This is a genomic window from Capnocytophaga canis (assembly GCF_043187445.1).
Taxonomy (GTDB): domain Bacteria; phylum Bacteroidota; class Bacteroidia; order Flavobacteriales; family Flavobacteriaceae; genus Capnocytophaga; species Capnocytophaga canis.
Genome location: NZ_CP171121.1, coordinates 301,318 through 327,679, shown reverse-complemented (window position 1 = coordinate 327,679; position 26,362 = coordinate 301,318). Strand labels below are relative to the sequence as shown.

General features: G+C 34.7%; 23 protein-coding genes. 18 read left to right on the top strand and 5 right to left on the bottom strand.

The annotated features are described in order from the left end of the window. The first annotated feature begins 26 nt into the window (after positions 1-26). From ACF3OB_RS01515 to metK, 3 genes are all read left to right on the top strand, one after another. Positions 27-494, top strand: coding sequence for a FixH family protein (locus tag ACF3OB_RS01515; protein ID WP_095894350.1), 468 nt, complete (start codon positions 27-29; stop codon positions 492-494). A 2-nt stretch (positions 495-496) separates the two neighbouring features. Further along, positions 497-1,213: a sulfite exporter TauE/SafE family protein gene (locus ACF3OB_RS01510; protein WP_172914060.1), complete on the top strand. Its 717-nt coding sequence runs from the start codon at positions 497-499 to the stop codon at positions 1,211-1,213. A gap of 235 nt (positions 1,214-1,448) precedes the next feature. Beyond that, positions 1,449-2,699: a methionine adenosyltransferase gene (gene metK / locus ACF3OB_RS01505; RefSeq protein ID WP_172919506.1), complete on the top strand. Its 1,251-nt coding sequence runs from the start codon at positions 1,449-1,451 to the stop codon at positions 2,697-2,699. Positions 2,700-3,549: 850 nt separating this feature from the next. Here the strand turns inward: metK and ACF3OB_RS01500 are convergent. Both ACF3OB_RS01500 and ACF3OB_RS01495 read right to left on the bottom strand, forming a co-directional pair. Beyond that, positions 3,550-4,227, bottom strand: a complete 678-nt coding sequence (locus ACF3OB_RS01500; RefSeq protein ID WP_042005602.1) for a PAS domain-containing protein — start codon at positions 4,225-4,227, stop codon at positions 3,550-3,552. Between the two features lie 68 nt (positions 4,228-4,295). Further along, on the bottom strand, positions 4,296-4,979 hold the full coding sequence (locus ACF3OB_RS01495; RefSeq protein ID WP_042005600.1) for a PAS domain-containing protein: 684 nt from the start codon (positions 4,977-4,979) through the stop codon (positions 4,296-4,298). A 164-nt stretch (positions 4,980-5,143) separates the two neighbouring features. Here ACF3OB_RS01495 and ACF3OB_RS01490 point away from each other — a divergent pair, with 164 nt between their 5' ends. The 15 genes from ACF3OB_RS01490 to tsf all read left to right on the top strand — a co-directional run bounded on the left by ACF3OB_RS01490 (position 5,144) and on the right by tsf (position 20,566). Next, entirely contained in the window at positions 5,144-5,743 is a 600-nt protein-coding gene (locus ACF3OB_RS01490; protein ID WP_042005597.1) for a SprT-like domain-containing protein, read from the top strand. A 94-nt stretch (positions 5,744-5,837) separates the two neighbouring features. After that, positions 5,838-6,518, top strand: a complete 681-nt coding sequence (locus ACF3OB_RS01485) for a hypothetical protein (RefSeq protein ID WP_392448057.1) — start codon at positions 5,838-5,840, stop codon at positions 6,516-6,518. A gap of 390 nt (positions 6,519-6,908) precedes the next feature. After that, a complete protein-coding gene (locus tag ACF3OB_RS01480; protein ID WP_095894353.1) occupies positions 6,909-7,679 on the top strand; it encodes a C40 family peptidase in 771 nt (256 codons plus the stop codon). Between the two features lie 154 nt (positions 7,680-7,833). Then, positions 7,834-8,178 (top strand): arsenate reductase (glutaredoxin), encoded by a 345-nt coding sequence (gene arsC / locus ACF3OB_RS01475; RefSeq protein WP_042005593.1) that lies wholly within the window; start codon positions 7,834-7,836, stop codon positions 8,176-8,178. A 135-nt stretch (positions 8,179-8,313) separates the two neighbouring features. Beyond that, the gene (locus ACF3OB_RS01470) at positions 8,314-8,967 is read left to right on the top strand and encodes a hypothetical protein (protein ID WP_042005591.1); all 654 of its coding nucleotides are present in this window, start codon (positions 8,314-8,316) and stop codon (positions 8,965-8,967) included. Between the two features lie 168 nt (positions 8,968-9,135). After that, a complete protein-coding gene (locus ACF3OB_RS01465; protein ID WP_042344367.1) occupies positions 9,136-10,332 on the top strand; it encodes an N-acetylmuramoyl-L-alanine amidase in 1,197 nt (398 codons plus the stop codon). An 87-nt stretch (positions 10,333-10,419) separates the two neighbouring features. Then, positions 10,420-11,370: an MlaD family protein gene (locus ACF3OB_RS01460; protein ID WP_392448055.1), complete on the top strand. Its 951-nt coding sequence runs from the start codon at positions 10,420-10,422 to the stop codon at positions 11,368-11,370. A gap of 176 nt (positions 11,371-11,546) precedes the next feature. Further along, positions 11,547-12,872 (top strand): (Fe-S)-binding protein, encoded by a 1,326-nt coding sequence (locus ACF3OB_RS01455; RefSeq protein WP_095894355.1) that lies wholly within the window; start codon positions 11,547-11,549, stop codon positions 12,870-12,872. A gap of 254 nt (positions 12,873-13,126) precedes the next feature. Continuing rightward, the gene (locus ACF3OB_RS01450; RefSeq protein WP_042005584.1) at positions 13,127-13,939 is read left to right on the top strand and encodes a (Fe-S)-binding protein; all 813 of its coding nucleotides are present in this window, start codon (positions 13,127-13,129) and stop codon (positions 13,937-13,939) included. Positions 13,940-14,026: 87 nt separating this feature from the next. Beyond that, positions 14,027-14,296 carry a 30S ribosomal protein S15 gene (gene rpsO, locus ACF3OB_RS01445; RefSeq protein ID WP_042344363.1) on the top strand — a complete coding sequence of 90 codons (270 nt, stop codon included), beginning with the start codon at positions 14,027-14,029 and terminating at the stop codon, positions 14,294-14,296. Between the two features lie 255 nt (positions 14,297-14,551). After that, positions 14,552-16,714, top strand: a complete 2,163-nt coding sequence (locus ACF3OB_RS01440; RefSeq protein ID WP_119652614.1) for a polyribonucleotide nucleotidyltransferase — start codon at positions 14,552-14,554, stop codon at positions 16,712-16,714. An 896-nt stretch (positions 16,715-17,610) separates the two neighbouring features. Continuing rightward, positions 17,611-18,066 carry a 50S ribosomal protein L13 gene (gene rplM / locus ACF3OB_RS01435; protein WP_042006021.1) on the top strand — a complete coding sequence of 152 codons (456 nt, stop codon included), beginning with the start codon at positions 17,611-17,613 and terminating at the stop codon, positions 18,064-18,066. Next, on the top strand, positions 18,066-18,452 hold the full coding sequence (gene rpsI / locus ACF3OB_RS01430) for a 30S ribosomal protein S9 (protein ID WP_042006020.1): 387 nt from the start codon (positions 18,066-18,068) through the stop codon (positions 18,450-18,452). Before rplM ends, rpsI begins: the two co-directional genes overlap by 1 nt. Before the next feature lie 149 nt (positions 18,453-18,601). Continuing rightward, entirely contained in the window at positions 18,602-19,324 is a 723-nt protein-coding gene (gene rpsB, locus ACF3OB_RS01425) for a 30S ribosomal protein S2 (RefSeq protein WP_042006018.1), read from the top strand. A 279-nt stretch (positions 19,325-19,603) separates the two neighbouring features. Continuing rightward, positions 19,604-20,566: a translation elongation factor Ts gene (gene tsf, locus ACF3OB_RS01420; RefSeq protein WP_042344361.1), complete on the top strand. Its 963-nt coding sequence runs from the start codon at positions 19,604-19,606 to the stop codon at positions 20,564-20,566. A gap of 235 nt (positions 20,567-20,801) precedes the next feature. Here the strand turns inward: tsf and ACF3OB_RS01415 are convergent, their stop codons facing one another. Genes ACF3OB_RS01415 through ACF3OB_RS01405 form a run of 3 tightly spaced genes read right to left on the bottom strand, consistent with a single transcriptional unit; the run spans position 20,802 to position 26,195 of the window. Continuing rightward, positions 20,802-23,870 (bottom strand): efflux RND transporter permease subunit, encoded by a 3,069-nt coding sequence (locus ACF3OB_RS01415; protein WP_392448052.1) that lies wholly within the window; start codon positions 23,868-23,870, stop codon positions 20,802-20,804. Positions 23,871-23,898: 28 nt separating this feature from the next. Further along, positions 23,899-24,996 carry a BF3164 family lipoprotein gene (locus ACF3OB_RS01410; protein WP_172918282.1) on the bottom strand — a complete coding sequence of 366 codons (1,098 nt, stop codon included), beginning with the start codon at positions 24,994-24,996 and terminating at the stop codon, positions 23,899-23,901. A gap of 32 nt (positions 24,997-25,028) precedes the next feature. Beyond that, on the bottom strand, positions 25,029-26,195 hold the full coding sequence (locus ACF3OB_RS01405; RefSeq protein WP_172919503.1) for an ATP-binding protein: 1,167 nt from the start codon (positions 26,193-26,195) through the stop codon (positions 25,029-25,031). Positions 26,196-26,362 lie beyond the last annotated feature (167 nt).

The window sequence follows — 26,362 nt, the reverse complement described above, 5'->3', positions numbered from 1 at the left end:
TTTGCAGAATATAAATTATCACTAAAATGATTACAGAAAAGAAGAAATTTAAAATAGGGTGGGGGACAGGTATTGTTATTGCGTTTGCATTTTTTATTACGTTTATCATGTACTTTGTTCTCAATATGTCTATAAACAAAAAATATGATCACGATTTTGTTACTGAGGATTACTACAAAAAAGAATTAGCTTTCCAGAATATGATGGAAAAAGCAAAAAAAACTGCTTCAGAGCAAATGGGAGTAGGTATTCAGAGTTCAGAGGCAGGTGTTACATTGACATTTCCACAAAAAACTACTGATGCTATTGTTGGAACTGTATATTTTTACAGACCTTCGGATCAAAAAAGAGATTTCAGAATACCATTGCAAATTAAAGATAATCAAATGCTTGTACCTATGAATGTGCTTTCAAAGGGGCGTTGGGTAGTAGAAGTTAACTATCAGTTTGATAGTCAGGATTATATATCTACAGAAAAAATAGACATCAAATAGAAATGCTTTATACAGCACTTATTTTAGGACTTTTAGGAAGTTTTCACTGTGTAGGAATGTGTGGGCCTTTGACCTTACTACTGCCTTTGAGACATGATAATCCTTTCAAAAAGGCTTTTCAAGTAGCTACCTATCACATAGGTAAAACATTGACTTACGTGCTATTGGGAGTGCTTTTCGGAGTTTTAGGTAAAGGTTTATTCGTTAGAGAGTATCAACAACAATTATCTATTATTATAGGAGTACTGATGATAGTTGTGGTTGTGCTTTCTTTGGTAAAAATTCGCTTAAACGTATTTACGAAGCCTATTTATTTTTTAATAGGATTTGTCAAACGAGCTTTAGGACAGCAACTTCGTTATAAAACAGCTTTTTCCGTTTTTCTCATTGGTTTTTTTAATGGTTTTCTTCCATGCGGATTGGTGTATATGGCATTGTTTGGTGCTTTAGCTGAAACTGGCATAACAAATTCTGCAATGTATATGCTTTTTTTTGGATTGGGAACAGTTCCTTTACTAACGGCAACCATTTATTTAGGTAATTTTTTTAAAACAAAAACGAAAATCTACATCCAAAAGATTATACCTTTTTTTATTATCCTTATCGGAGCATTGTTTATTTTACGAGGATTGGGGTTGGGGATCCCTTATTTATCTCCATCTAATATGAACTTGATGATTAAAGCTGATCCTGATTGTCAAGTACCCATGTACCGGTAATTGTACTTTAAGCAAACGGGATATAAAAACTTTTTGCATTAAAAATTTGTCATTATATAAATAAATTCTACCTTTGCACCATCATTAACAAGAGGAAAAATTTGGACTGATTGCAACCTCTTTTTGGAACTTCCGAAAAAATGCTAAAACAGTGACTTGTACTATCTTACATAAGGATATTCTATCCAAAAACAAGGCAATTTCCAAAGTTATCCTTTCTAAATTCTATTAAGAAATGGGGTATTTATTTACATCGGAGTCCGTGTCAGAAGGACATCCTGACAAAGTCGCTGATCAAATCAGTGATGCTCTAATTGACAATTTTTTAGCTTTTGATCCAAGTTCAAAAGTGGCGTGTGAAACCTTAGTAACTACTGGACAAGTGGTATTGGCAGGGGAAGTGAAGTCGGATATTTATATTGATGTTCAACAAATTACACGCAATGTTATCAAGAAAATAGGCTACACCAAAAGTGAATATATGTTTGAGGCGAATTCGTGTGGTATTCTTTCAGCAATTCACGAGCAATCACCTGATATTAATCAAGGTGTAGAACGAGCAAAACCCGAAGAGCAAGGAGCAGGTGACCAAGGGATGATGTTCGGATATGCGGTAAACGAAACGGAAAATTACATGCCGTTAGCATTGGATTTATCACATACGCTTTTGAGAGAATTGGCTGATTTAAGACGTGAAAATAAGGAAATTACCTATCTACGACCTGATGCAAAAAGTCAAGTTACATTGGAGTATAGTGATGATAACAAGCCTGTACGAATCAATACTATCGTGATTTCGACTCAACATGATGATTTTGCTTCAGAGACTGAAATGCTACAAAAAATTAAACACGATATTATTACTATTCTAATTCCGAGGGTAATAAAAAAATATCCGCAGTACGCCCCATTTTTTGATGATAATATTATTTATCACATCAATCCAACAGGAATTTTTGTTATTGGAGGGCCTCATGGCGATACAGGGCTGACGGGACGAAAAATCATTGTTGACACTTATGGAGGTAAAGGAGCTCATGGAGGAGGAGCTTTCTCAGGTAAAGATCCAAGTAAAGTGGACAGAAGTGCAGCGTATGCTATGCGACATATTGCAAAAAACATGGTAGCTGCAGGTATAGCAGATGAAATTTTGGTTCAAGTAAGTTATGCTATTGGAGTGGCAGAACCAACTGGGGTGTATGTCAACACCTATGGTACGTCAAAAGTAAACCTAACTGATGGAGAGATTGCAAAAAAAATACAGCAAATTTTTAGCCTTCGTCCATACGATATTGAGCAGCGATTGAAATTGAGAAATCCAATCTATAGTGAAACAGCTGCTTACGGGCATATGGGACGAATGCCACAGATTGTTACAAAAGAGTTTTCTTCTCCTTATAATGCTACTAAAACCGTTGAGGTTGAGTTGTTTACTTGGGAAAAGTTGGATTTTGTCGATAAAATTAAAGAGGCTTTCGGAGTGTAAAAACTCAAATAATGTCTGAAGAGTTTAAATATAAAAATCATGATCGCACTGTTTTGGTTAGTAAAATAATATCTGCAAGATAATAAGTGCTTATTTTATTAAAGAGGTAGTGATTAAGTAAAACTCTTCAGACAGTTTTATTTCAGGTAGTACTTTTGGCTTTTGGTTAGCATAGAAAATTATGGCTATACTAAAATTTTTGTGAAGATTATTAAATCTGTATTTTTTGATTTTTAAAAATTTGTGTTCATTCTGTACATTTGTGGTCAAATTCAAACCACAAATACACACAAATTTTCACAAATATGCTTTCAATAAACTAAAATCACTAAAATTATAAGGACTATTTTTTTGAAAGGTCATCACAAAAATTTTACTAATGCCAAAATTATTAAGGGTATTCCTTAATTTTTGAGTCTCATATTTATTTTTTTTTGAGTTCAGTACTTAATTGAATATACTTTTTAATGGTTCAACATAGATTTTTCAGTATTTTGACCGCTTTTCATCGGCATTGGAGGTTTGGCTTTAAGAAAATCAACGAATAAAGCAAAGTAAGCGAAAACTTGGAGCTTAGTATGTGGAATTTTTTCCACTGTTCGAAGTGACCGCAGGAAGCAAGTTTGGAAAATTTGTCGGAAGCCGACTGCTTTATTTTTTAATGCCCGTGCGGCTCGCACTTTTGGTTCTTTTCATCTAAGCACCATTTTTTACCACATTGTCCTGAAAAGAGAAAATAAAAAGACTATCCGAATAGAGAGGTTCGTCATTAATAAATGGTAACGGTGTCTAAAATACACAAAATCCTCTTTTTTTGGATAGTCTTTTTTATTGTATTTGCTTTTTTGTACTATGAGAACAATCTCTCGAAGAAGTTTCTACGTTTTTCGTTCATAGCATTACTTACGTCATAAATGTCATCAGAAACCACAGTATTGTTATCCATAGCACCTGCAGCCTGTCCTGAAAATGTTTTGTTTTCTCCTTCTGACATAACGCTAATAACAAAGTCGATATAATCTTTACCTTGCATTGCTAAGTAGTTTTTGAAATAGCGACTACTTAACTCAGTTCCTCCAATTTTTTCTAACTTCAGCAGTGTTTCGTAAAACGGAGCTAAGTAATTATCTATAGCTTTTTGAGGTACAGCCTTTCTTCTACCGATATAATGTGTAATATTACCCATTGCATCACGACGCATTTCAAAATCTGTAACCACCCAATAGTATTCTCCTGATTTTGCTAAGTTTTTAACAACTCCAACGAAGTTGTTTCCTTTTTTCAAATTCTCCCATAGCATTTTGAAAATCAATTTTGGCATATCGGGGTGTCTAATCAAATTATGAGGTTGCCCAATAAGCTCCGCCATCGAGTATCCAGAAACTTCTGAAAACACGGTATTTACGTTAGTGATAGTTCCAAAACTATCTGTCTCACTGATTAGGACTTTTGATTTGTCCCAAACTACTTCTCTATCAATCGGAGTCGGTCTTTGAATTGTAGGCTCCACTCTTTTAAAATCAGACATAGTTCTTTCTATTTTAGGTTATTAAAATGCAAAGGTAATAATTATTTCATTAATATTGTAAAAATTAATTAAGAAAATAATCTACCAAAGAAACTTTTACGTTTTTCGTTCATCTCATCACTCACAGTATAGATGTCATCGGAAACCATTTTATTGGTATCAATAGATGTCACTGGAATGTCTTGGAACGCTACATTTTCTCTATTTTCAGCCATTACATCAATGATAAAATCAATGTAGTCTTTTCCTTGTTTGTCCAAATAATTTTTGAAAAAACGAGCACTCAAATCCATACCACCAATTTTTTCAAGTTTCACCATTGTTTCGTACAAGGGGGCTACGTAATTATCAATCACTCCTTTTGGTACAGATTTTCTACGTGCGATGTAGTGTGTGATATTCCCCAAAGCGTCACGACGCATCTCAAAATCGGTAATAACCCAATAATATTCGCCTGATTTTGCTAAGTTTTTAACGACACCTGCAAAATTATTCCCCATTTTCAAGTTGTCCCAAAGCATTTTGAATGTTACCTTTGGCATATCTGGGTGACGGATGATGCTGTGTGGCTGACCAATCATCTCAGCTGGAGTATATCCCGCAACCGTACAGAAAATGTCGTTCACGTTGGTAATACGACCGTACACATCTGTCTCACTTATAATAACTTTTGATTTATCCCAAACCACTTCTTTATCAATAGGAGTGGGTCTTTCAACTGTCAATTCGATGTCTCGATAATCCTTAATCATATGCAAAAATCTGTATTGGTTATTTCTCGACAAAAGTACGGAAAATAAAGAGAATAATATCCCTTTAAAAATGTTAAACTTTTATTAAAATTAAAGTTATTCACAACAATAAACATGGACAATTAAACTATTTTAGGAGAAAATAAATTTCTTATATTTGCCGAATGGAACGCATACTCGCAAAATACATACCTGAAAATGCTGTCATGCCCTGTTTTGAACTTATCAAACGGAATAATGTTCATCTTAAAATTGTCAATGAACGAAAAACAAGACATGGGGATTACAGGCAACTGCTTGATGGACAACATCTTATCACAGTAAATGCTGGTGAAAATAAATACCGCTTTTTAATCACACTTATCCACGAAATTGCTCATTTAGTGGCGTTTGAAAAATTTGGTAGAAACATAAAACCTCACGGGAACGAATGGAAATACACTTTCCAACAACTGATGATTCCATTCATTTCTCCCTCTATCTTTCCTACGGATTTGCTAAAAGTGGTTGCCAATCATTTCAGAAACCCAAAATCCAGCAGTGATATTGATTCTCTATTAGCGGTTACTCTTAAAAAATATGATGAAAATCAGGATATATGTTTTATTTTTGAGCTACCGTTAGGCAGCATTTTTCGTATCGCAGACGGACGTGTGTTTCAAAAAGGACGCAAACGTGTTAAATGTTTTGAATGTATTGAAATAAATACCAAAAAGGTTTATGTCTTTCAACCTCATGCCGAAGTAGAGCCTTTAAAAATGTAACTATTAAGAAACGAATTCAATAAAAAAACAAATTATTTTGATATTCAAAAAAAAAAAATACATTAGCGCCGTTTAATCAATTTATTAGAATAACATGAAAAAAATCAAAGTTTTATCGCTACTTTTGGTGATAGGAATGACCCATCAGCTTTACTCACAAGACACGGAAAGTAAAAATTTTATCAGTTTTAAAAAAGGTGTTTTGAATACCCTGTTGCTCGAAGATGGTGATAGCTCTATTTTTGACCAATCAAAACCAACATCACATCTATTTAACGAAACATACTCGGATTATAATATTTCTTATCAAAGAAAAATAAGCTCTCGTTTCTTATTAGGAGTTGATTTCTATGGATTTAATGCGTTTAATAAGATTAATCCTTACAGTTTATCTTTACAACGCATCGGATTAGTCAGAAAAGATTTTTCTTCTCACACGGATGTTAAACTGTTTAGAGGTAGCATATTTTATTCTCTGTTAGATCGTGAATATTTTAAAATCAGAGCAGGTATGTACATTCCTTTGTATGAAATTAAAAATCAAAGTATTACAGCTGCCTATGAGAGAGAAAATAAAAGAGAGGAAGTAGTATATATTATCGATAACAAAAAAACGAGTGGGATTTTCTTAGGTATTGTTCAGCCAGAAATCGCAGTTGATTTCCTGTACTGCTTCAATAATATTGAAACAGGCATTGCAACATCTTGGAATTCAAACATAAGTTCTGATGAACCTATTATCAGATTTTCAGCCGTTTTAAACGTAAAATTCTAATTTAATACTCTGTATATTAGAAACATAAATAAATCCGACTTGATTTCTATTAAGTCGGATTTTGTTTGTATTCCATATTCTAAAAAACTGTATTAGAGAGCTTTAAAGCATATCACCCAACCTAATAAAATGGCTCTAAAAAGGAAATAATACGACTTAAAATAATGATTCATGAGTAAAATCTTTATGTTACAGACTGATATAATAAAGATTTCTGTGAAACTATATAACAAAACTTATGAATAAATAAACTACTGATAATCAGTGAAATAAAAAATAATTATCCTGTTAATCCGATTATTTTCAAAATAAACATAACTTTTTTTGTGATTTACTAAAAAATAGTTGCTATTTTTGTAGCTTAAATACGTACGCTGCAAGTAGTTATATATGAAAATTATAAATATGCCTTATGGGATATGCCATTTGAGTGTGGTGCCTGTTCGTCTACATCCGTGTGAAGAAGCAGGAATGGTAACACAGTTGCTATTTGGTGAATTATTGCAAGTAATTGATAAACAAGAAGATTGGTATCAAATACTTGTCCTATATGACGGCAGTGAAGGTTGGATTTTAGCAAATCAAATTCAGCTGATTTCCGACAAAGAATATCGTAAATGCTTGAAAAAAAAGGAAAAATACGCCCACCGTTGGATAACAAAACTGCGAGTAAAAAATGCAAATAACGTGTTTTTACAAATTCCTCGTGGAGCTACTTTTTCACACAATCACCTTATAAACACCTCTCAATCAACACAAAAACCTACTGAAAAAGGTATTGTTGCTCTTGCGTTAGACTATCTAAACGTTCCCTTTTTGGCTGGTGGACGCACTCCGTTTGGGATTGATGCTGCTGGATTCACTCAAATTGTTTATAAACTTAATGGAATCAAGCTTTTACGAACTCCTGAAAAACAAGCCTCTCAAGGGATTTTGGTCGATTTCATTGAGGAAACTATACCAGGCGATTTGGCTTTTTTCGACGATGAAGAGGGAAATATAATTCATGTTGGAATTCTGTTGGGTGATAATCATATCATCCATTCATACGGCAAAGTACGTATTGATAGGTTAGACCATATCGGTATTTTCAATTCCGAACTACGAAATTATACCCACAAACTCAGACTTATGAAACGAATAGTTCAAAAAACACAATGAATTGATTTACAAAGGATGTCATCTCTTTTATGGATTTGTTATTCGCAAATAATATAAGTTGATAGACATAAATCAAGACTACGAATCCATTATAGGAAAAACAGCATCTTTCTGGACTTATTATATAGTTATAACAAATCAAAAACATGATTAAATGATTACGATTTATCACAATCCAAGATGTTCCAAATCAAGATGTGGTCTGGACATACTCAAAAATTCAGAAAAACAATTTGAGGTGGTGGAATATTTGAAAAATCCGCTGACGAAAAAAGAAATTATCACTCTACTTGAAAAATTAGGGATTCCTCCCATGGAGTTGGTTCGTAAAAACGAAGGCATATGGAAGGAAAACTATCAAAATAAAGCATTGACAGATAACGAAATAATAGATTTATTAGTTACACATCCTCAACTCATTGAGCGTCCTATTGTAGTGCAAGGTAATAAAGCCATCATCGGGCGACCTGAAGAAAAAATTTATGAATTCATACGATGATAATTTATCTGTAAAAAAATATATTTCAGTAGATTCTCTAAAATTTTTGAGTAAGTTTTTATGTAAGGCATACTATTTGTGTAACGAAAAATAGCCTTTTTATTGCTCTTGACTTATCTTTAAAATTTTACGACTATGAAAGTACACTATTTAATAATATCTCTTTTTGGATTTGTTTTCTTTGCAAATGCACAGCCTTTTGAAAACAAAAAGAGGGAATTACCTGTGGTGATTCCATTGGAGAAAGCTCCTACTTTGGAACTTCCGAGTGATACTTACACCCTACCGATGGGAGTGGAAACAAAAGAAAATCCATTTATGAAAACGCCTGAAAAACAGATTGATTTCACGCGAAAAAGTAACTTAGTACACAAAAAATTCACGGAAAATCGTTCTTATTTGAATAATTACCAACAAAAAGAAGAGTATGATGCTCCAAAAGGTAATCAATTTTTTGGTGATTTTTTGAGTAATGGAGGACATGTAAACGTATACTGCCGTGACTTTCAAGCAATTGACGGAGACAGAGTAAGTATTTTGGTCAATGACAAAGTCGAAATTCACGATATTCTTTTAGTAGGAGATTACAAAGGATTTCAAATTCAACTTAAACCAGGATTTAATAAAATCGAATTTTTAGCACTCAACCAAGGAGAATCTGGACCCAATACAGCCGATTTCAAAGTATTAGACGACAAAGGAAAGATAATTGCTCAGAATCAGTGGAATTTGGCAACAGGATCAAAGGCTCAATTTGTTGTCGTGAAAGAAATCGAAAAAGAGGAGTAACCTAATGACGTTCAAAAGCATTGATTTCTAATTGTAATAAACTTTACCTTTAGAATTTCATCATATCAAAAAAATATACCCGAGATTTTCGAAAATGTCTAAATACACTAATCAGCATAAATAAAAAATTCAATCACAATCTCTTACTAAAAAAACATCATAACAGAAATGAAAAACATCTTATTATTTTTAGCACTTTTAGTGTCGAATTTAATTTTTTCACAAAAAACTCCTACTTTCAACGTTGTTTTAGACGCTGGGCATGGTGGTAAAGACCCGGGGAAAATAGGGAAAGGAAAGATATACGAAAAAGATGTGGCACTAAATATTGTTTTAGAAGTAGGAAAAATACTAGAACAACACTCTGATATTCAGGTTATTTACACACGAAAAAAAGACGTTTTTGTCGATTTGTATGAGCGTGGAGCCATCGCTAATAGAGCTAAGGCCGATTTGTTCGTTTCGGTACATTGCAATGCCCATCACACACAAGCCGCTGGTTCTGAAACCTTTGTGTTAGGTTTGAGTGCTAACGACCGAAACATGGAAGTCGCAAAAACCGAGAACGCCGTAATCTATTTGGAAGATAACTACAAAACCAAATATGCTGCCTACAACATAAACTCACCTGAATCGTTCATCGGTTTATCGATCATGCAGGAGGAGTTTTTAGAGCAGAGTATTCAGTTGGCAAAATATGTACAGGATAATTTCACAAATGTGATGCAACGTAACAATCGAGGGGTAAAACAAGCACCGTTTATTGTGTTACACCAAACCTATATGCCTAGTATACTGGTTGAAACTGGTTTTTTGTCAAATAATGATGAATTGAAATTTTTAGCCTCTAAAAAGGGACAAACAGATTTTGCAGAAAACATCGCCGATGCTATTCTGTCTTATAAAACATGGGTACAATCACGTAGTTCGCATATTGTTCCAGAAAATTTTATAGAAGAAACACCTGCTAAGTCATCAGAAAAGAAAGCATCAAGCCCTAAAAAGACAAATAACATAAAAAAAACAGCCAAAACGACCTCCAAAAGCAGTAATACAACCAAAAAGAATAATAGTACCACTCAGAAAAAAGGAAATATCAAAAAATCAAAGGTTGTCTATAAAATACAGTTGTCATCCAGTGCCAAAAAAATAGAGGCTAAACCTTACAACTTCAAAAAATTGTCTCCAATTTCATCCGTAAAATGTGGAAACTTATACTGTTATCTCTATGGAGCAGCCTCCAAACGCTCAGAGGCTAACGTACTGTTAGCCAATGCAAAAAAAGTTGGATACAAGGATGCTTACATAATTGCATATTTGGACGGAAAACCCGTACAATTAAGTGTAGCTGAAAAAAATGAATGATTTTGATATTTTTTTAAGATAGTTTCATTTTTTTATCCGTACCTTTGCACATTTAGAAACTAAACATAAAATCGTAAAAAGTACATAATGAAATTATCAAAAGAATTTAAAGCTGCTGTCATCGTCATTGCAGGTATTGCTTGTTTTTTCATTGGATTTAACTTTTTGAAATCCAAAACAATGTTCAGCAGAACTAATACTTACTATGCTTATTTTGATCATTCCAATGGATTAAAATCAGGAACACCTGTAACAGTCAATGGGGTTAAAATCGGTAATGTTGATGCTGTAACTTTGGAAGAAAAAACGGCCAAAATTAAAGTAACTCTATCTTGTTCAAAGGATTTTCTTTTCTCAAAAAATAGTAAAGCTGAAATTTATAGCAGTCTTTTAGGGGGAACTTCAATGCAGATTGTACCTGTATTTGACGATGCTCCACTTGCCGAATCGGGCGAAATACTTACAAGCTCAATTAAAGAAGACATGATGACATCCTTATCTTCAAAAATTGACCCTACACAAGAGAAAATCAACCGTTTACTCACGGATTCTAACGCAACAATCAATTCCATAAATACGCTATTAGACGAAAAAACAGTAGCTGATTTAAAAAAAGCTATTTCGGATTTAAGTAGTACAATGCAACATTTGAACAAATCAACCATAATGTTGAATAAAATGTTAGCAACCAATCAAGAGCATTTGAACGCAAGTCTACAAAATACTAATAAAATTACCGCTGATTTAGCTAAAGTCTCAAATAATTTAGCAAACGCTGACATAGATAAAACTATTAAAGAAACACAATCAGCTATAGCAAATCTCAATGCGGTACTTGCTAATATGGAAAAAGGTAATGGTAGTTTAGGGAAACTGATGAAAGACGAAATTTTGTATAACAATTTGAGCAACAGCAGTAAGCAATTGGAATTATTATTAGAAGATTTACGGCTAAATCCAAAACGCTACATGCATTTTTCAGTTTTTGGGAAAAAACAGCAACCTTACCAAGAAAATAAATCTTCTGAAAAAGAATAAGCTAATCCTAAAAATTAGCTTCTATCAATCTACTCTTCGCAGATTTTACTAATTTTCAGAAATGAAATTGGTATCTCTACTAAGTTACATATAAGATTGGTTTTGATAGAGTTCTATTAGCGTTTTCCAGTCCTACACGAATGAATAGAACTCTATTATAGAGTAAAGAAATGATTATGAGTATATTACCTAACATACTATTCTGTTTACTATTTGCGATTGCTATCGTTTTTTTTGTAAAAAATGTTCGTAAACTCGTTCGGAATATCCGTTTAGGAAAGGACGAAAATACGACTGACAACAAAGCACAGCGGTGGAAAAACATGCTTTGGATTGCACTTGGACAGCAAAAAATGACCGTTCGTCCCATATCGGGAATTCTGCATATTCTGGTATACCTTGGATTTATTATCATAAATATCGAAATGCTTGAAATTGTGATAGATGGCATCTTTGGTACGCACCGTGTGTTTGCTTTTTTAGGCAGTTTTTATGATGTTTTAATTGCTTCATTTGAAGTGTTAGCGTTGTTAGTTCTCATTTCGGTAGGTGTTTTTTGGATTCGTCGTAATCTGTTGAATATAAGTCGATTCAAAAAAGAAGAGCTTCAAAATTGGGCTAAAAAAGACGGTAATAATATTCTTTACATCGAAACCATTTTAATGCTTCTTTTCCTAACAATGAATGCTGCGGATCTACGACTACAGGATTTAGGAGTTGAAGGCTATATCCAGGCAGGGAGTTTCCCTATAAGCAGTTGGATATCAAAACTTTTTACCAATTTTTCAGCTGTAACACTAATAGCCATTGAGCGTTGTTGCTGGTGGTTACACATTATTGGAGTACTATTCTTTTTGAATTATCTGTACTATTCGAAACATTTACATATAGTTTTAGCATTCCCCAATACGTATTTTGCTTCAACGCGTCCGCAAGGAGCATTAAAAGTTAACCAACGGGTTTTGGAGGAAGTAAAACTAATGCTCGACCCTACGGCTGATCCTTTTGCTGTACCTGTTGAAAGCGCTACACCTCCTGAAAAATTTGGTGCTTCGGACATTTTTGACCTAACATGGGTACAACTCATGAATGCATACACCTGTACCGAATGTGGACGATGCACCGATGAATGTCCTGCAAATTTAACGGGGAAAAAACTATCGCCACGAAACATAATGATGAAAACACGCGATCGACTGGAGGAGGTTAGTAAAAATATTGATACCAATAAAGGTAAATTTCAGAATGATAACAAACAACTGTTGAATGATTACATCACTCCCGAAGAACTTTGGGCGTGTACATCCTGTAATGCATGTGTGGAAGCGTGTCCGGTTAGTATCAACCCTTTGTCAATAATTATGGATATGCGTCAATACCTAGTAATGGAAGAATCGGCAGCTCCTGCCGAGTTAAATACAATGATGACCAACATCGAAAATAACGGAGCTCCATGGGCATATAGCCAAGCTGACCGCCTGAATTGGGTGAATGAATCTTAATTCTAGAAAGTATAAAAACATCTTGGGTTTAAAAGCTGTAGGAAAAAGAATCATTTTTAAGTTGCGTAAGCTAAAGGGGGTGAGCTAGATAAAGGTAGAAAAATTACAATTTCAAGTCTCAAAAAAAAACATTTTTACAAAACAGTTAAAAACCTAATAATAAAACGATTAAAAATAAAAGTACACCATATTTTTCTGATTAGACGAAACAACGTTCTATTGAAGTCTTTGAAGATTACTAACGGCATATGACTATGACCAGAAATACGCTTTACGTACCTACGATGGCCGAACTTATGGCACAAGGTAAATCTCCTGAAATTTTATTTTGGGTAGGAAGTGCAGGCAGTTACGATGACCGAGCTAAACGAATCGTTCGGGCGTTTGTTCAGCTATTAAATCAAGCTAACGTAGATTTTGCAGTACTCGGAGCTGAAGAAAGTGATACTGGAGACCCTGCTAAACGAGCTGGAAATGAGTTTCTTTTCCAAATCCAAGCTATGAGTAATATTCAGCTTTTGGAAGCTTATAACGTCAAAAAAATCGTAACTACATGTCCACATGTGTTTAATACTCTCAAAAATGAATATCCTGCATTGGGGGGTGTTTATGAGGTTTGGCATCATACAGAATATATTGAGAAGCTCATCAAATCGAATCAACTACATATTGACAAAGATTTTTTTAAAGGTAAACGTGTGACATTTCACGATCCTTGTTATTTAGGGAGAGGCAATAATGTTTATGATGCTCCACGCAACTTGTTAAAAAAATTGGGTGTCGAATTAGTTGAAATGAAAAAAAGTAAAAGTCGCTCAATGTGCTGTGGTGCGGGTGGAGCCCAAATGTTCAAAGAATCCGAAAGAGGCGATAAAGAGATCTACGCTTTACGCACAGAACAAGCTCTGGAAGTACAACCAGAGGTAATTGCTACAGCTTGTCCCTTTTGTAACACAATGCTCACAGACGGTATAAAAAGTAAGAAAAAAGAGGATGTTATCGAAATTTTAGACGTAGTGGAACTGTTATGCATGGCTTCTCCTACAATTCAGAACGATGAAAAATAAATTATAAAAAATTTGGAGGTTACATATTTTTATGTATCTTTGCCACCTAAAAATCAGTACATAATAATCATTTAAAACAATATTGGAATGTATTTAACAAAGGAAATTAAAGCGGAAATTTTCAAAAAGTACGCAGGTTCAGAAACGAACACAGGTTCATCAGAAGGGCAAATAGCTCTTTTTACACACAGAATCAACCACTTAACGCAACACTTAAAAGCAAATCGTAAAGATTATAACACAGAGCGTGCGTTGGTTAAATTGGTAGGTAAAAGAAGAAGTTTGCTTGACTACTTGAAAAACAACGACATCGAAAGATATCGTAATATAATCAAAGAACTTGGTATTAGAAAATAATCAAAAAGGGGCTTTTTGCCTCTTTTTTTTTAAACGTTTTTTATATTCTCCTTTAAAATGACAAAATATTTTTGTGTTTTACTTTTTGTGTTTTTGTCTTTCCATGGACAGATTTTTTAAAACTAAGAAAAACAGAAAAATACACATACAACTATAGATTCTATTAATCTTTTTAAGCCTGTCGGTGCATAACTGGCCATTGGGATTATAACATAAACAACAACACAACCCATTGTTTAATTAAAAAAAGAATTTATGATTCCAGAAGTAAAAAAGGAAATTATTACCCTTGAAGATGGTAGAGAAATATCCATCGAAACGGGAAAATTAGCTAAACAAGCAGATGGTTCTGTTGTTGTTAGGATGGGCAATGCGATGTTGCTTGCAACAGTAGTTTCTGCCAAAGAAATTAACCCAGATACGGATTTTTTACCTTTAACGGTGGATTATCGTGAAAAATTTGCCGCTGCAGGACGTTTCCCCGGTGGTTTTTTCAAACGTGAGGCACGTCCAAGCGACCAAGAGGTATTAACCATGCGATTGGTTGACCGTGTGTTACGTCCTTTATTCCCAAAAGACTATCATGCTGAAACTCAGGTAATGATTCAATTAATGTCACACGATGAAAGTGTAATGCCTGACGCTTTAGCGGGTTTAGCAGCATCTGCTTGTATTGCTGTATCCGACATTCCGTTCGATGGGCCAATTTCCGAAGTGCGGGTAGGTCGTGTTGATGGAAAATTCATCATAAATCCGAACAAAGAGCAATTGGCTCAGTCGGATATAGACATTATGGTAGGAGCTTCCAAAGATTTCGTTGCTATGGTGGAAGGAGAGATGGACGAAGTTTCTGAAAAAGAAATGACCGAAGCCATCAAATTTGCTCACGAAGCTATCAAAGTACAAATTGATGCTCAAATTCGTTTGGCAGAAAAAGTTGGAAAAACTGAAAAACGTAGTTACGAACCTGAAGCTGAAAATGAGGAAATTAAGGATAAAGTATATAACTATGCTTACCCAAAATGCTACGCCATTGCTAAAGAAGATACAGGAAAGCATGAGCGTAGCGACAAATTTGCTGCTGTAAAAGAGGAATGTATGGCTCTGTTTACGGAAGAAGAGCAGGAAGAATATGCTGTTTTAATCAGCAAATATTTTGGAAAGGCTCATAAAGAAGCTGTTAGAAACCTTATTTTAAATGAAAATATCCGTTTGGATGGAAGAAATACAACTCAAATTCGTCCAATCTGGTGCGAAATTGATTATCTACCATCTGCTCACGGATCATCTATTTTTACTCGTGGTGAAACTCAGTCATTGACAACGGTTACTTTGGGAACATCACGTGAAGCAAACGTTATTGACCTTCCAACAGAACAAGGTGAAGAACGTTTTTACCTACATTATAACTTCCCACCGTTCTCTACTGGTGAGGCTCGTCCACTTAGAGGGACTTCACGAAGAGAAATTGGACATGGAAACTTAGCTCAACGTGCTTTGAAGCGTATGATTCCAGCTGATTGTCCTTACACTGTTCGGGTAGTTTCCGAAATTTTAGAATCGAATGGTTCATCGTCAATGGCGACTGTTTGTGCTGGTACTTTGGCGTTAATGGACGCAGGAGTTCAGATGATTAAACCTGTTTCGGGTATTGCAATGGGATTGATTACCGAAGGGGATAAATATGCTGTACTTTCGGATATTTTAGGTGATGAAGACCACTTGGGAGACATGGACTTTAAAGTTACAGGAACCAAAGATGGAATTACTGCTTGTCAAATGGATATCAAAATAAAAGGTTTGACCTATGAAATTTTAGAGAAAGCCTTGGAACAAGCTCGTGAGGGACGTATGCATATTTTAAACAAAATTACTGATACGATTGCCGAACCTAAGTCGGAAGTTAAAGCTCATGCTCCGAAAATTGTTAAAATGGAAATGCCGAAAGAATATATCGGTGCGTTCATCGGTTCGGGAGGAAAAAATATCCAAGACCTACAATCTCGTACTAACACCACCATCGTTATTGAGGAAGTGGGGGAATTGGGCATAGTTGAAATATTAGGGACTGATTCTGAAGGTATTGAAGAAGTAATTAATGCTGTTCATGCTGTTTCGTTCGAACCCGTAGAAGGAGAAACTTACAAAGTGAAAGTAATCCGATTGTTGGAAATTGGTGCGATTGTTGAATTTATGCCAGGTAAGGATTCTTTTATCCACATTTCTGAAATCGCTTGGGAACGCATTGAAAAAGTTTCTGATGCATTGAAAGAGGGTGATATCATCGAAGTGAAATACTTAGGCGTTGATCCTAAAACAAAAAAGACACGTGTGTCTCGTAAGGCTTTATTACCTCGTCCACCAAGAGATAACAACGGAAAATCAGGAACGGATAAGAAAAAGAGTCATAACTCTTAAGCAGAATACAATAAGGTTGTTTAAAAAGATTTAATCTATAATCCTTATCTTTTGTAGATAAGAAGCAAAATCTAACAATGAGTTATTAAAAAACATTTCTACACTCAGAGTAATATATAGAAAAACTCTTTTTAAACAACCTTCTATTTTTTTTTCAATATTAGAGGAGATAAAACACAAATTGCATTCCAAAAGATTTTTCTTCTAAGGCGGTACCATTGAATAATTTAAAGGTCGTGAAAATCCACACCAAATAAAAAGAATGTGTAAGTAATCAAAACAGATCAAATGCTGCGTGGTAATTGGTAGTATATAGTTAAAAGTTTAGGACTTCACTTTTTCAGTAAAAAAACAATTAAAGCTAGACTTTAGTGCTCAAAAATATTACTCAAATGTATCAGGTTTAGTGGCAAGCAAATCTTGAGTCAATTTGAATATGACAACCATAATTACTCTCAAAAATATATAGTTTTTTCGAAGAGTTTTTTTTGTTTTTAGAAACATTCTAAAATCTATGTTAATCAAAGTATGATATCCCATCATAGCGATAGTATTTTGAATTACTTTTGAGTTTTTCTTACTACTGCACAAAGACGTTGCTTATTCCCTAAGTTTTTAGGAGTGAATACCGAAAAAAAATGTTTGCCTATGAGAGTTGATTTTTAGCAAAATAGATAACTTTCTTTGTTAAGGAAGTGTTTAGTGTGTTACGTTAGAAAGTCTTTCTTCCTTAAATTTAGTTTTGCTATTACAAAGTGTTAGTAGAAATGATTTCCTGAAATAAAAAAGCATCAATAAATTTGCATATTACGTAAATAATTGTAACTTTGCACCCCAATTTCAGATACGTATGTATTTTGATAAGGAAAAGGAATGTTTAATTTAAAATTAGAAATGTGGACACATTAAGCTACAAAACAATTTCAGTAAACAAAAACACTGCTAACAAAAAGTGGGTTTTGGTAGATGCTGAAGGACAGACATTGGGTCGTCTTGCTTCAAAAGTGGCAAAATTGCTACGAGGTAAGTACAAGCCTGAGTTTACACCACACGTTGATTGCGGAGATAACGTGATTGTTATCAATGCTGAAAAAATCAACTTAACTGGTAACAAATGGAACGATAAAGAATATCTTCGTTACACAGGTTATCCAGGAGGGCAGAGAGTGCAAACAGCTAAGGACGTCTTAGCGAAACACCCTGAGCGTTTAATTGAAAAAGCAGTTAAAGGTATGTTGCCAAAAAATAAATTGGGTGTGGCGATTTTACGTAATTTAAAAGTGTATGTAGGTACAGAGCACAAACACGAAGCACAACAACCTACAGCCGTTAACTTAAACGATTTGAAATAATGGAAGTAATTCACAAAATTGGAAGAAGAAAAACAGCGGTTGCACGTGTTTATTTGAAACCAGGTAATGGTGCAATTAGTGTAAATAAAAGAGAATTAAATGATTACTTTACAACCTCAACACTTCAGTACAAAGTAAGACAACCTTTCGCTTTAACAGGAACAGAGGATACTTATGATGTGAAAGTGAATGTTTACGGAGGTGGAGTAACAGGACAAGCTGAGGCTATCCGTTTGGCAATATCAAGAGCTTTATGCGAAGTTGATGTTGAAAATAGAGCTACATTGAAACCGGAAGGGCTATTAACGAGAGACCCTCGTATGGTGGAACGTAAGAAGTTCGGTCAGAAAAAAGCTCGTAAGAGATTCCAATTCTCTAAACGTTAATACGTTAGACTTATTAAAGAATTTAAAAACATTGTTGTCGTTGTTCCTTTTCAGAAGGAATTTAGTTTAGCATCCAAATATTGTTGGCAAACGTTATGGTTTCCACTTCAGTATTGCTAAATTTCAACGGAACGTAAACTATTAAAAAAATGGCAAATAACATAGAAATTAAAGATTTACTAGATGCAGGTGTTCACTTTGGGCATTTGACTAGAAAATGGAACCCTAATATGGCACCATATATCTATATGGAGCGTAACGGAATCCACGTAATTAATTTATACAAAACTGCAGCTAAAATTGAAGAAGCTAATGAGGCTTTGAAGAAAATTGCAGCATCAGGTAAAAAAATTCTTTTTGTTGCAACTAAAAAGCAAGCAAAAGATGTTGTTGCAGAAAAAGCAGCATCAGTTAAGATGCCTTACATCACTGAAAGATGGCCAGGAGGTATGTTAACTAACTTTGTTACTATTCGCAAAGCGGTTAAAAAGATGTCTTCAATTGATAAAATGAAAAAAGATGGCACTTTTGAAACCCTTTCAAAGAGAGAAAAACTACAAATCGAACGTTTAAGAGAAAAATTAGAGAAGAACTTAGGTTCTATCGCTGACATGTCTCGCCTTCCAGGAGCGTTGTTTGTTGTGGACACAATGCGTGAGCATATTGCAGTTAAAGAAGCTCAAAAATTAAACATTCCTATTTTTGCTATGGTGGATACCAATTCAGACCCTCGTGAGGTGGACTATGTTATCCCAGCAAATGACGATGCTTCAAAATCTATCGAAAAAATTCTCTCGTACGTGACAGAGGCTATTAACGAAGGTCTTGCAGGAAAAACGTCAGACAATAAAGAGGCAGAAACTGCTGAATAATTATTACACTATTTGAGAGATTGTTTGAATGTCATTCAGAGTGTAGTGTAACGGAGTCATTGAGAATTTGATTTTTTTATTTGTCAAAGATTCTTTTCTCTCGTTCAACGCCATCCTGACCAAATAGGGAAACAATGACAGAGTTTTTCAAGTTTTAATATTTCAGATACTCTCTAAAATCAGATAACGAAGTAATTATGTTTGCGAAATATGCCTTTCAAAACGTAATTACTTCTTCTTTTTTAACGAATTTATTAATATAAAATACAACACAAAATTATGGCAAATATTACAGCCGCAGATGTAAACAAATTGAGACAAGCCACAGGAGCTGGTATGATGGATTGTAAAGGTGCTTTGATTGAAGCAGAAGGAGATTTCGACAAAGCTATTGAAATCCTACGTAAAAAGGGACAAAAAGTTGCTGCAAAAAGAGCTGACCGTGATTCAAGCGAGGGAGCTGTTATTGCAAAAGTAAACGGAGATAACACTAAAGGAGCTATCGTTTCATTGAATTGTGAGACGGATTTCGTAGCTAAAAATGAATCCTTTGTTGCTTTGGCAAAAGATTTGGCTGAGATGGCTCTTTCTGTGAATTCAAAAGAGGAATTGTTGGCAGCTGACTATAAGGGAATAACAGTTGCTGAAAAATTGACTGAACAAACAGGAGTTATTGGTGAGAAAATCGAAGTAGGGGCTTTCGAAAAAATAGAGGCTCCTTTTGTAGGTGCGTATATACACCACGGTAATAAGATTGCTGCTTTGGTAGGTTTGTCAGCTAATGTCGCTGACGCTAATGATGTTTCTAAAAACTTGGCTATGCAAATCGCTGCTATGGGTGCCGAAACATTGTCTTACAAAGATTTTTCTGCTGACTATATTGCGAAAGAAACAGAGGCTCGTATCGCTGTTATTGAAAAAGAGAATGAGGAATTAGTGCGTTTAGGGAAACCTTTGAAAAATGTTCCTAAATATGTATCGTATGCTCAACTTACGGACGAAGTGTTGAAACAAGCGGAAGAAGATGCGAAAGCTGAATTGAAAGCAGAAGGAAAACCAGAGCAAATTTGGGACAAAATCCTTCCTGGAAAATTGCAACGCTTCATTAGTGATAACACTTCATTAGACCAAGAGAAGGCTTTATTAGATCAAGTATATATATCTGATGAAACTAAGAAAGTGTCTCAGTATGTGGCTTCAAAAGGAGTTGAAATCACTACATTCAAACGCGTTAGTTTGTAATTTATAGGGAAATTAATTTATAATAAAGAAGCTGTTCTATGTTTTTTAGACAGCTTCTTTTATTTTTGGCAATGTGGTAAAAAAGTCTTTTAAAAATCATAGTTACTTATTTTTATATATTTGCAGGAGTTATAATCGAAGTGATTTCATTATAACTCTTAAAAAAAACAATACTTTACAAGGTTTTTAAGCACCATTTTTTACCACATTGTCTTTAATTTTCGGACTGAGTGAACTATTTGTTTTTATCTCTATAAATCAACCAATAAATTAGCGGAATAATAAATAAACTTACCAATGTTCCCATCATCATTGTACCTATCATTGCGACAGCAAGAGGCTTTTGCAATTCTGAACCCATATCAAACGAAAATAAAAGTGGTGTCATTGCCAAAATTGTGGTTAAAGAAGTCATCATAATGGAACGTAAACGCCTTTGTCCGGCGGTGTGTATGGCTTCCATCAAAGGTGCATTGGCTTTGCGAAGCTCGTTAATCATATCAATTTTTAAAATACTATCGTTGATGATTATTCCGCAAGAAACTACAATCCCAATGGCACTCATCAGATTGAGTGTATGTCCTGTACCCCACAGAAGTAACAACGCAAAAGCAATATCAATAGGCAATTCAATAAGCACTATAAGAGGTTGAGTAAAACTCTCAAATTGAGCTGCCAATATAAAGTACATCAGCAGTACGGAAATAATAAGCACAACGACTAATTCACCGAGCATTTTTTGGCTCGAAAAGAACCCACCTGCAAATTGTACTTCCCACTGTGAATCGCTTTTAAGTTCGTTTTCAGTGGCTTGTATAAAGTCTTCGGCATTTTCCAGACTTGGATATACAAGCGGAATATACTCCCCGTTTTTACCCGAAACGATTGTTTTTAAATCTTGTCCTTTCGAAATGCCAAGCAAAGACTGCAACGGGATTTTTATAAATTGTTCCTTTTCATCCCGTAAGTTGGTGCGAACCATTGTGTTTTGAAGTACCTGATTGATGGTTTGTAAGTTTCCTGAAAGGGTTATGGGTAAATATTGTTGGTATGAACGCAGGGTGGCTATTTCGTTGTTCTTAAAGGCTGTTTTAAGCTCACGATGTACCTCGCTGTAATCCACTTTGTAACGTAGCAGTTTTTCTTTATCTACGGTAATGACAAATTGCTCTTCAAAGGCTATATCTACTGAAGAGACACCCGAACTCTGTTCGATGCGTGTCTGTACTTGCTTAATATCGGCAATGGAAGGAGTTTTTTGTCGATTTTTTGAGTACAACTGAGCTATTATGTCAGCTTCATTGGTATCGAAAATCTTTTCAAAAATATTTTTTGGAGGAGCAAACGTCAGCACTGCCTGCGGATAGTTTTCGTGTATCCATCGGTTTAGATTTTCTTTGATTTTTGCTATTCTTTTGGGAGAATTACCTTTGAAATATACTTCGGCTTCCGTAACGGATAGGTTGTTTTCTTTTTCCAATAGATATTGTTTGTTGCCCACATATCCTGCACTTTCTACTGTCCATTCATCCACAGATTGAAACAGTGCATCGGTTCGTTTTTTGTTTTCGTCAATATGGATATTTTCATTCCATTCCACTTTGGCAATGAGTTCAATATGGTCTAAATCAGGCATATTGGACTTCGGAACCACCCTAAACAATAAAAAACATAGCGGAATCATCAAAATAATTGCTAAAAACAATGGTTTCTTGTGTAAAAATGTAAAATAGAAGCCTTTATCATAGCTTGAAAATAATATTTTATCAATTTTTTGTTGTGTTTTTCGAAAAATAGTAGTTTTGGAAAGCCATTTTTTGTGATAAAAGGTATGATACAAAATCGGAAGCAGAATAATTCCCGTAAAATACGAAACCAACAGCCCTACACTTACGGCAAAGGCTTGGTCTAAAAAGATGGCTCCCGAAATCCCACTTAAAAAAATCAGAGGTAAAAAAACGGCGATAGTGGTAAAAGTAGAACTCAAAATGGGCGTAATCACCTCATTAGTACCTTTTACACAAGCGTCAAACAAAGTTTCGCCTTTTTCCCGATGTTGGGTGATGATATCCGTAACGATAATGGCACTGTCAATCATCATTCCCAAAGCTAATATCATTCCTGATAAAGATATGATATTTAGCGATTTGTCAAACAAATAGAAAAAGACAAATGAAATAATCAAAGCCGAAAACATACTCAGCCCGATGATCATAGGCGATTTGGCATCTCCTAAAAAGAAGATGGCCACCAAAAACACCAAAACAAAGCCTAAAAACAAGTTTTGATTCAGATTACTGATAGTGTAGTCAAGTAATTCTGTTTGATTTCGATTGATGGAAAACTGAACATCGGGATATGATTTTTCAAGATTGTCAAGGGTTTGGTACAGGCTTTCTTTGAGATTTTGCATTGTCTCATCGGACTGTTTGATGATTGCCAATGTTACACTGCGTTTACCATCTGTAACCGAAAGACCCGTTTCCCCTTTTTTGGATAATTCTACTTGGGCAAAATCTTTGAGTTGCAAAAGTCGGTCACCCTTTCTGAAATAAATGTTTTTAACATCTTCTATGGTGCGAAGCACCGATGAAAATTTGATATTATATTCGTAATAGCCATCACGAACCACCATACTACCAGGTTCTACGTTGTTGGCTTGTAATGTATTCTCAATATCCGAAAGTTGCAATCCAATGGTTTCCAAAAAATCCATATTGGGGGTGATACGGATATGTTGTTGCATATATCCCGTGATGTCCGCCATTGCCACCTCAGGAAGTTGCTCAACACGGCGTTTTACTATGTTTTGAGAAAATTCCGACAGTTCCAAAAAACGCTGTTCATCGGGTTCGGAATAGCTTTTATCGTCTTTAAGAGAAAGGTTTAGGTAAAAAACGGGAATATCGGTAGCACTCGCTTTCACCACTTGCGGACGCTTGGTATTGCGTGGCAAACGACTCATAGAGCCGTCAATTTTTTCGTTGACTTCAATAAAAGCCAAATCGGTATTCGTGCCATAATCAAATTTCAGACGAATAATGGCGTTTCCGTCACGGGTTTCGCTTGTAATATCACGCAATTTACCCACTTGTAGCAGTTGCTGACGAATGGGAGTAACGACTGTGTTTTCTAACTCACGTGCTGATGTGTTTTCGCCCGTAACTTGTACCGTAATTTCGGGAATGGGAATGTCAGGCAACAAAGAAACGGGCAATGTACCGAATGTAATGGCACCTACGATGATAAGTGCCAAAAAACTCATCAGTACCGCTATCGGGCGTGTAAGTAAGAATTTTATCATGTTATTTTTTATGACAGATTATTCCTATTTATTTTTTAAAATGGTAAAACGTAAGTATTTTGCCCCCTTCTTCTAAATGCTTCATCAAATCACCAGAAAGTGTTGGTTTTTCTTTCAAAACATCGTAAACATCGATATCCATCCAGCCAACAACCCCATTATCAAAAGCAGCTGTTGGTAGAATGATGTCTGTTGAATACATTTTTTCAGGCAACCATTGAGTTATTTCACATTTATCTTCGTTCAAATCATATAGTAAAGTAGCTTTACTACCCTCATAAAAAATTTCACTTACCAAATATCTATTATGAATCAGCAATGGTGCACCTATCAGATAAGCAAAATCATTTTCTTTTCTAACTTCCACCAAGGTCTCATAGCTGTTTTTTAAGTCATTAGGTACTTTTTTAGTTCCAAAATCAAAGACATAAGTAGAAGCTATCGCGCCAGTTTTATTCAACACAAATACAGAGTCATTGACCGCTCTGTTAAATAAAATATGCTCTTGTGAAGGCTGAAAAACGGTAGGCGTTCCGTTGTCGTCAACGTATTCTTTTTGGAAATTTAGTATATTTTTCTGATCTGCAAAATCAGCGGATGTCTGCACAAGTAAAGGCTCTTTTCCATCCCCTTTCGCCAAAGCAAAAAGAAATTGTTGATTTGGCAATACCTTAAAATTTTTACCTACAAAAGGAGTTTTTTTACTTTCGATAAAATTTCCCTCCAAATCATAAGTCAACATTTTCTTTTGTCTTCTATCGTATAAATATACATGCGAATCATCTACATCAAAATCTTGTAAACGAATATACTCATCCGATGCTTGTCCTTGATTGCCTATTTTTCTTATAAAATTCCCTGATTTTGAGAAACATAGAAGCGAGTTGGATTGATGTAAATCCAAGATATAAATACAATCGTTTTTAATGATTACCTTCGATAATTCAGAAAACAAAAATTGTTCATCTTCTTGAATAGGAAGATACGTTATTTTATCAATAACTTCTTGTTTTTCAGAATCTTGAATTTTTAAAATACGTATTCCATTTGTTTGATCTTGCTCTTTGTCTTTACAAGAAAACAATCCGATTGCAAACAACAACATTGGTAAAATTCTTTTTGTCATGTTTCTGTAATTTATTGGTTTTTATCCTATTTTCAAAAATGAATATTTCTAAAATTAACCATTCCGTTTTCAGATGAATGGACTGTTAATTCTCCATCGTAAATCACTTGGGTAGAAATCACTTCTTCTCCTAATAGATTCTTGATATAGTCTAAATTCTTTATAAAATTCTTATTGAAAAGCTGTGCTGATTTTATTTCATAAGCCTTGATTTCATTGGCTTTTTCTTCTATCAAATCCACTTCTTTTTGGTTTTTATCCCGATAGAAATAATAGTTTGGTAAAACCCCTTTATTAAACTTATTTTTAAAAAACTCTAAAACTACCATATTTTCAAACAATACTCCCCGTAACGGATGCACCGCCAATTGTTGTGGTGTTTCTATTCCCAAAAGAAAACACGCCAATCCTGTATCGTAAAAATATATTTTAGGTGATTTTACCAATCTTTTCCCTATATTTTTGAAGAATGGAGGCAAACGGAAAACAATGTACGATGCTTCCAAAATGCTAAACCATTCTTTAAGTGTAGGCGATGAAATCCCTATTTCGTTCGATAAAGCATTTATGTTCAATTCTGTCCCTACGCGTCCAGCGCATAACTTCATAAAAGTTTGAAAGTTAGATAAGTTTTTGACTTTCATCAATTGCCTCACATCTCGCTCTATGTAAGTGTTGTAATAATTTCGGCTAACGTCTTGGACAGGGATTTTCTTCGCCCAAACAGCTGGATACCCACCATTGATAATCAATGTGTTAGTGTCTGTTCTATATGGAATATCTCCTAATTCTTGTAGCGAAAGAGGCAACAGCGTAAAAACGGAAACTCTACCTGCCAAAGATTGTGTGATACCTTGCATCAATGAAAAATTGTTGCTCCCCGTGAGAACAAATTTTCGTGAATTATCCTCATCTACAACTACTTGAATATACGAAAGCAATTCAGGAACATTTTGAACCTCATCAATGATTAACCCTTTTGGAAATTGTTTCAAAAATGCTTTCGGATTGAGCATAATTTGTTCTCGTAAAGCAATATCTTCCATATTCACATAGTGATAGGAAGGAAAATTCACCTTACAAAGGGTTGTTTTTCCCGACTGCCTGGGCCCTGTAACTACCAAAACTGAGTAAAAATCACTCAATCTTATGAGCTCAGTTGATAATTCTCTCCTTATATGTATATTAATATTCGACATTTTTAAAGTGCCACTTTAATTTTGTCCAAAAATAATATATTCCACAAATGTATACAAGATTCTTGCATTTAATTTTCAGACATTTTTAAAGTTATACTTTAAAAGGTAGTGTCATAAAAAGTATGATGGTAGTTCTGATTGTCAGGCTGAGCGTAGTCGAAGCCTCG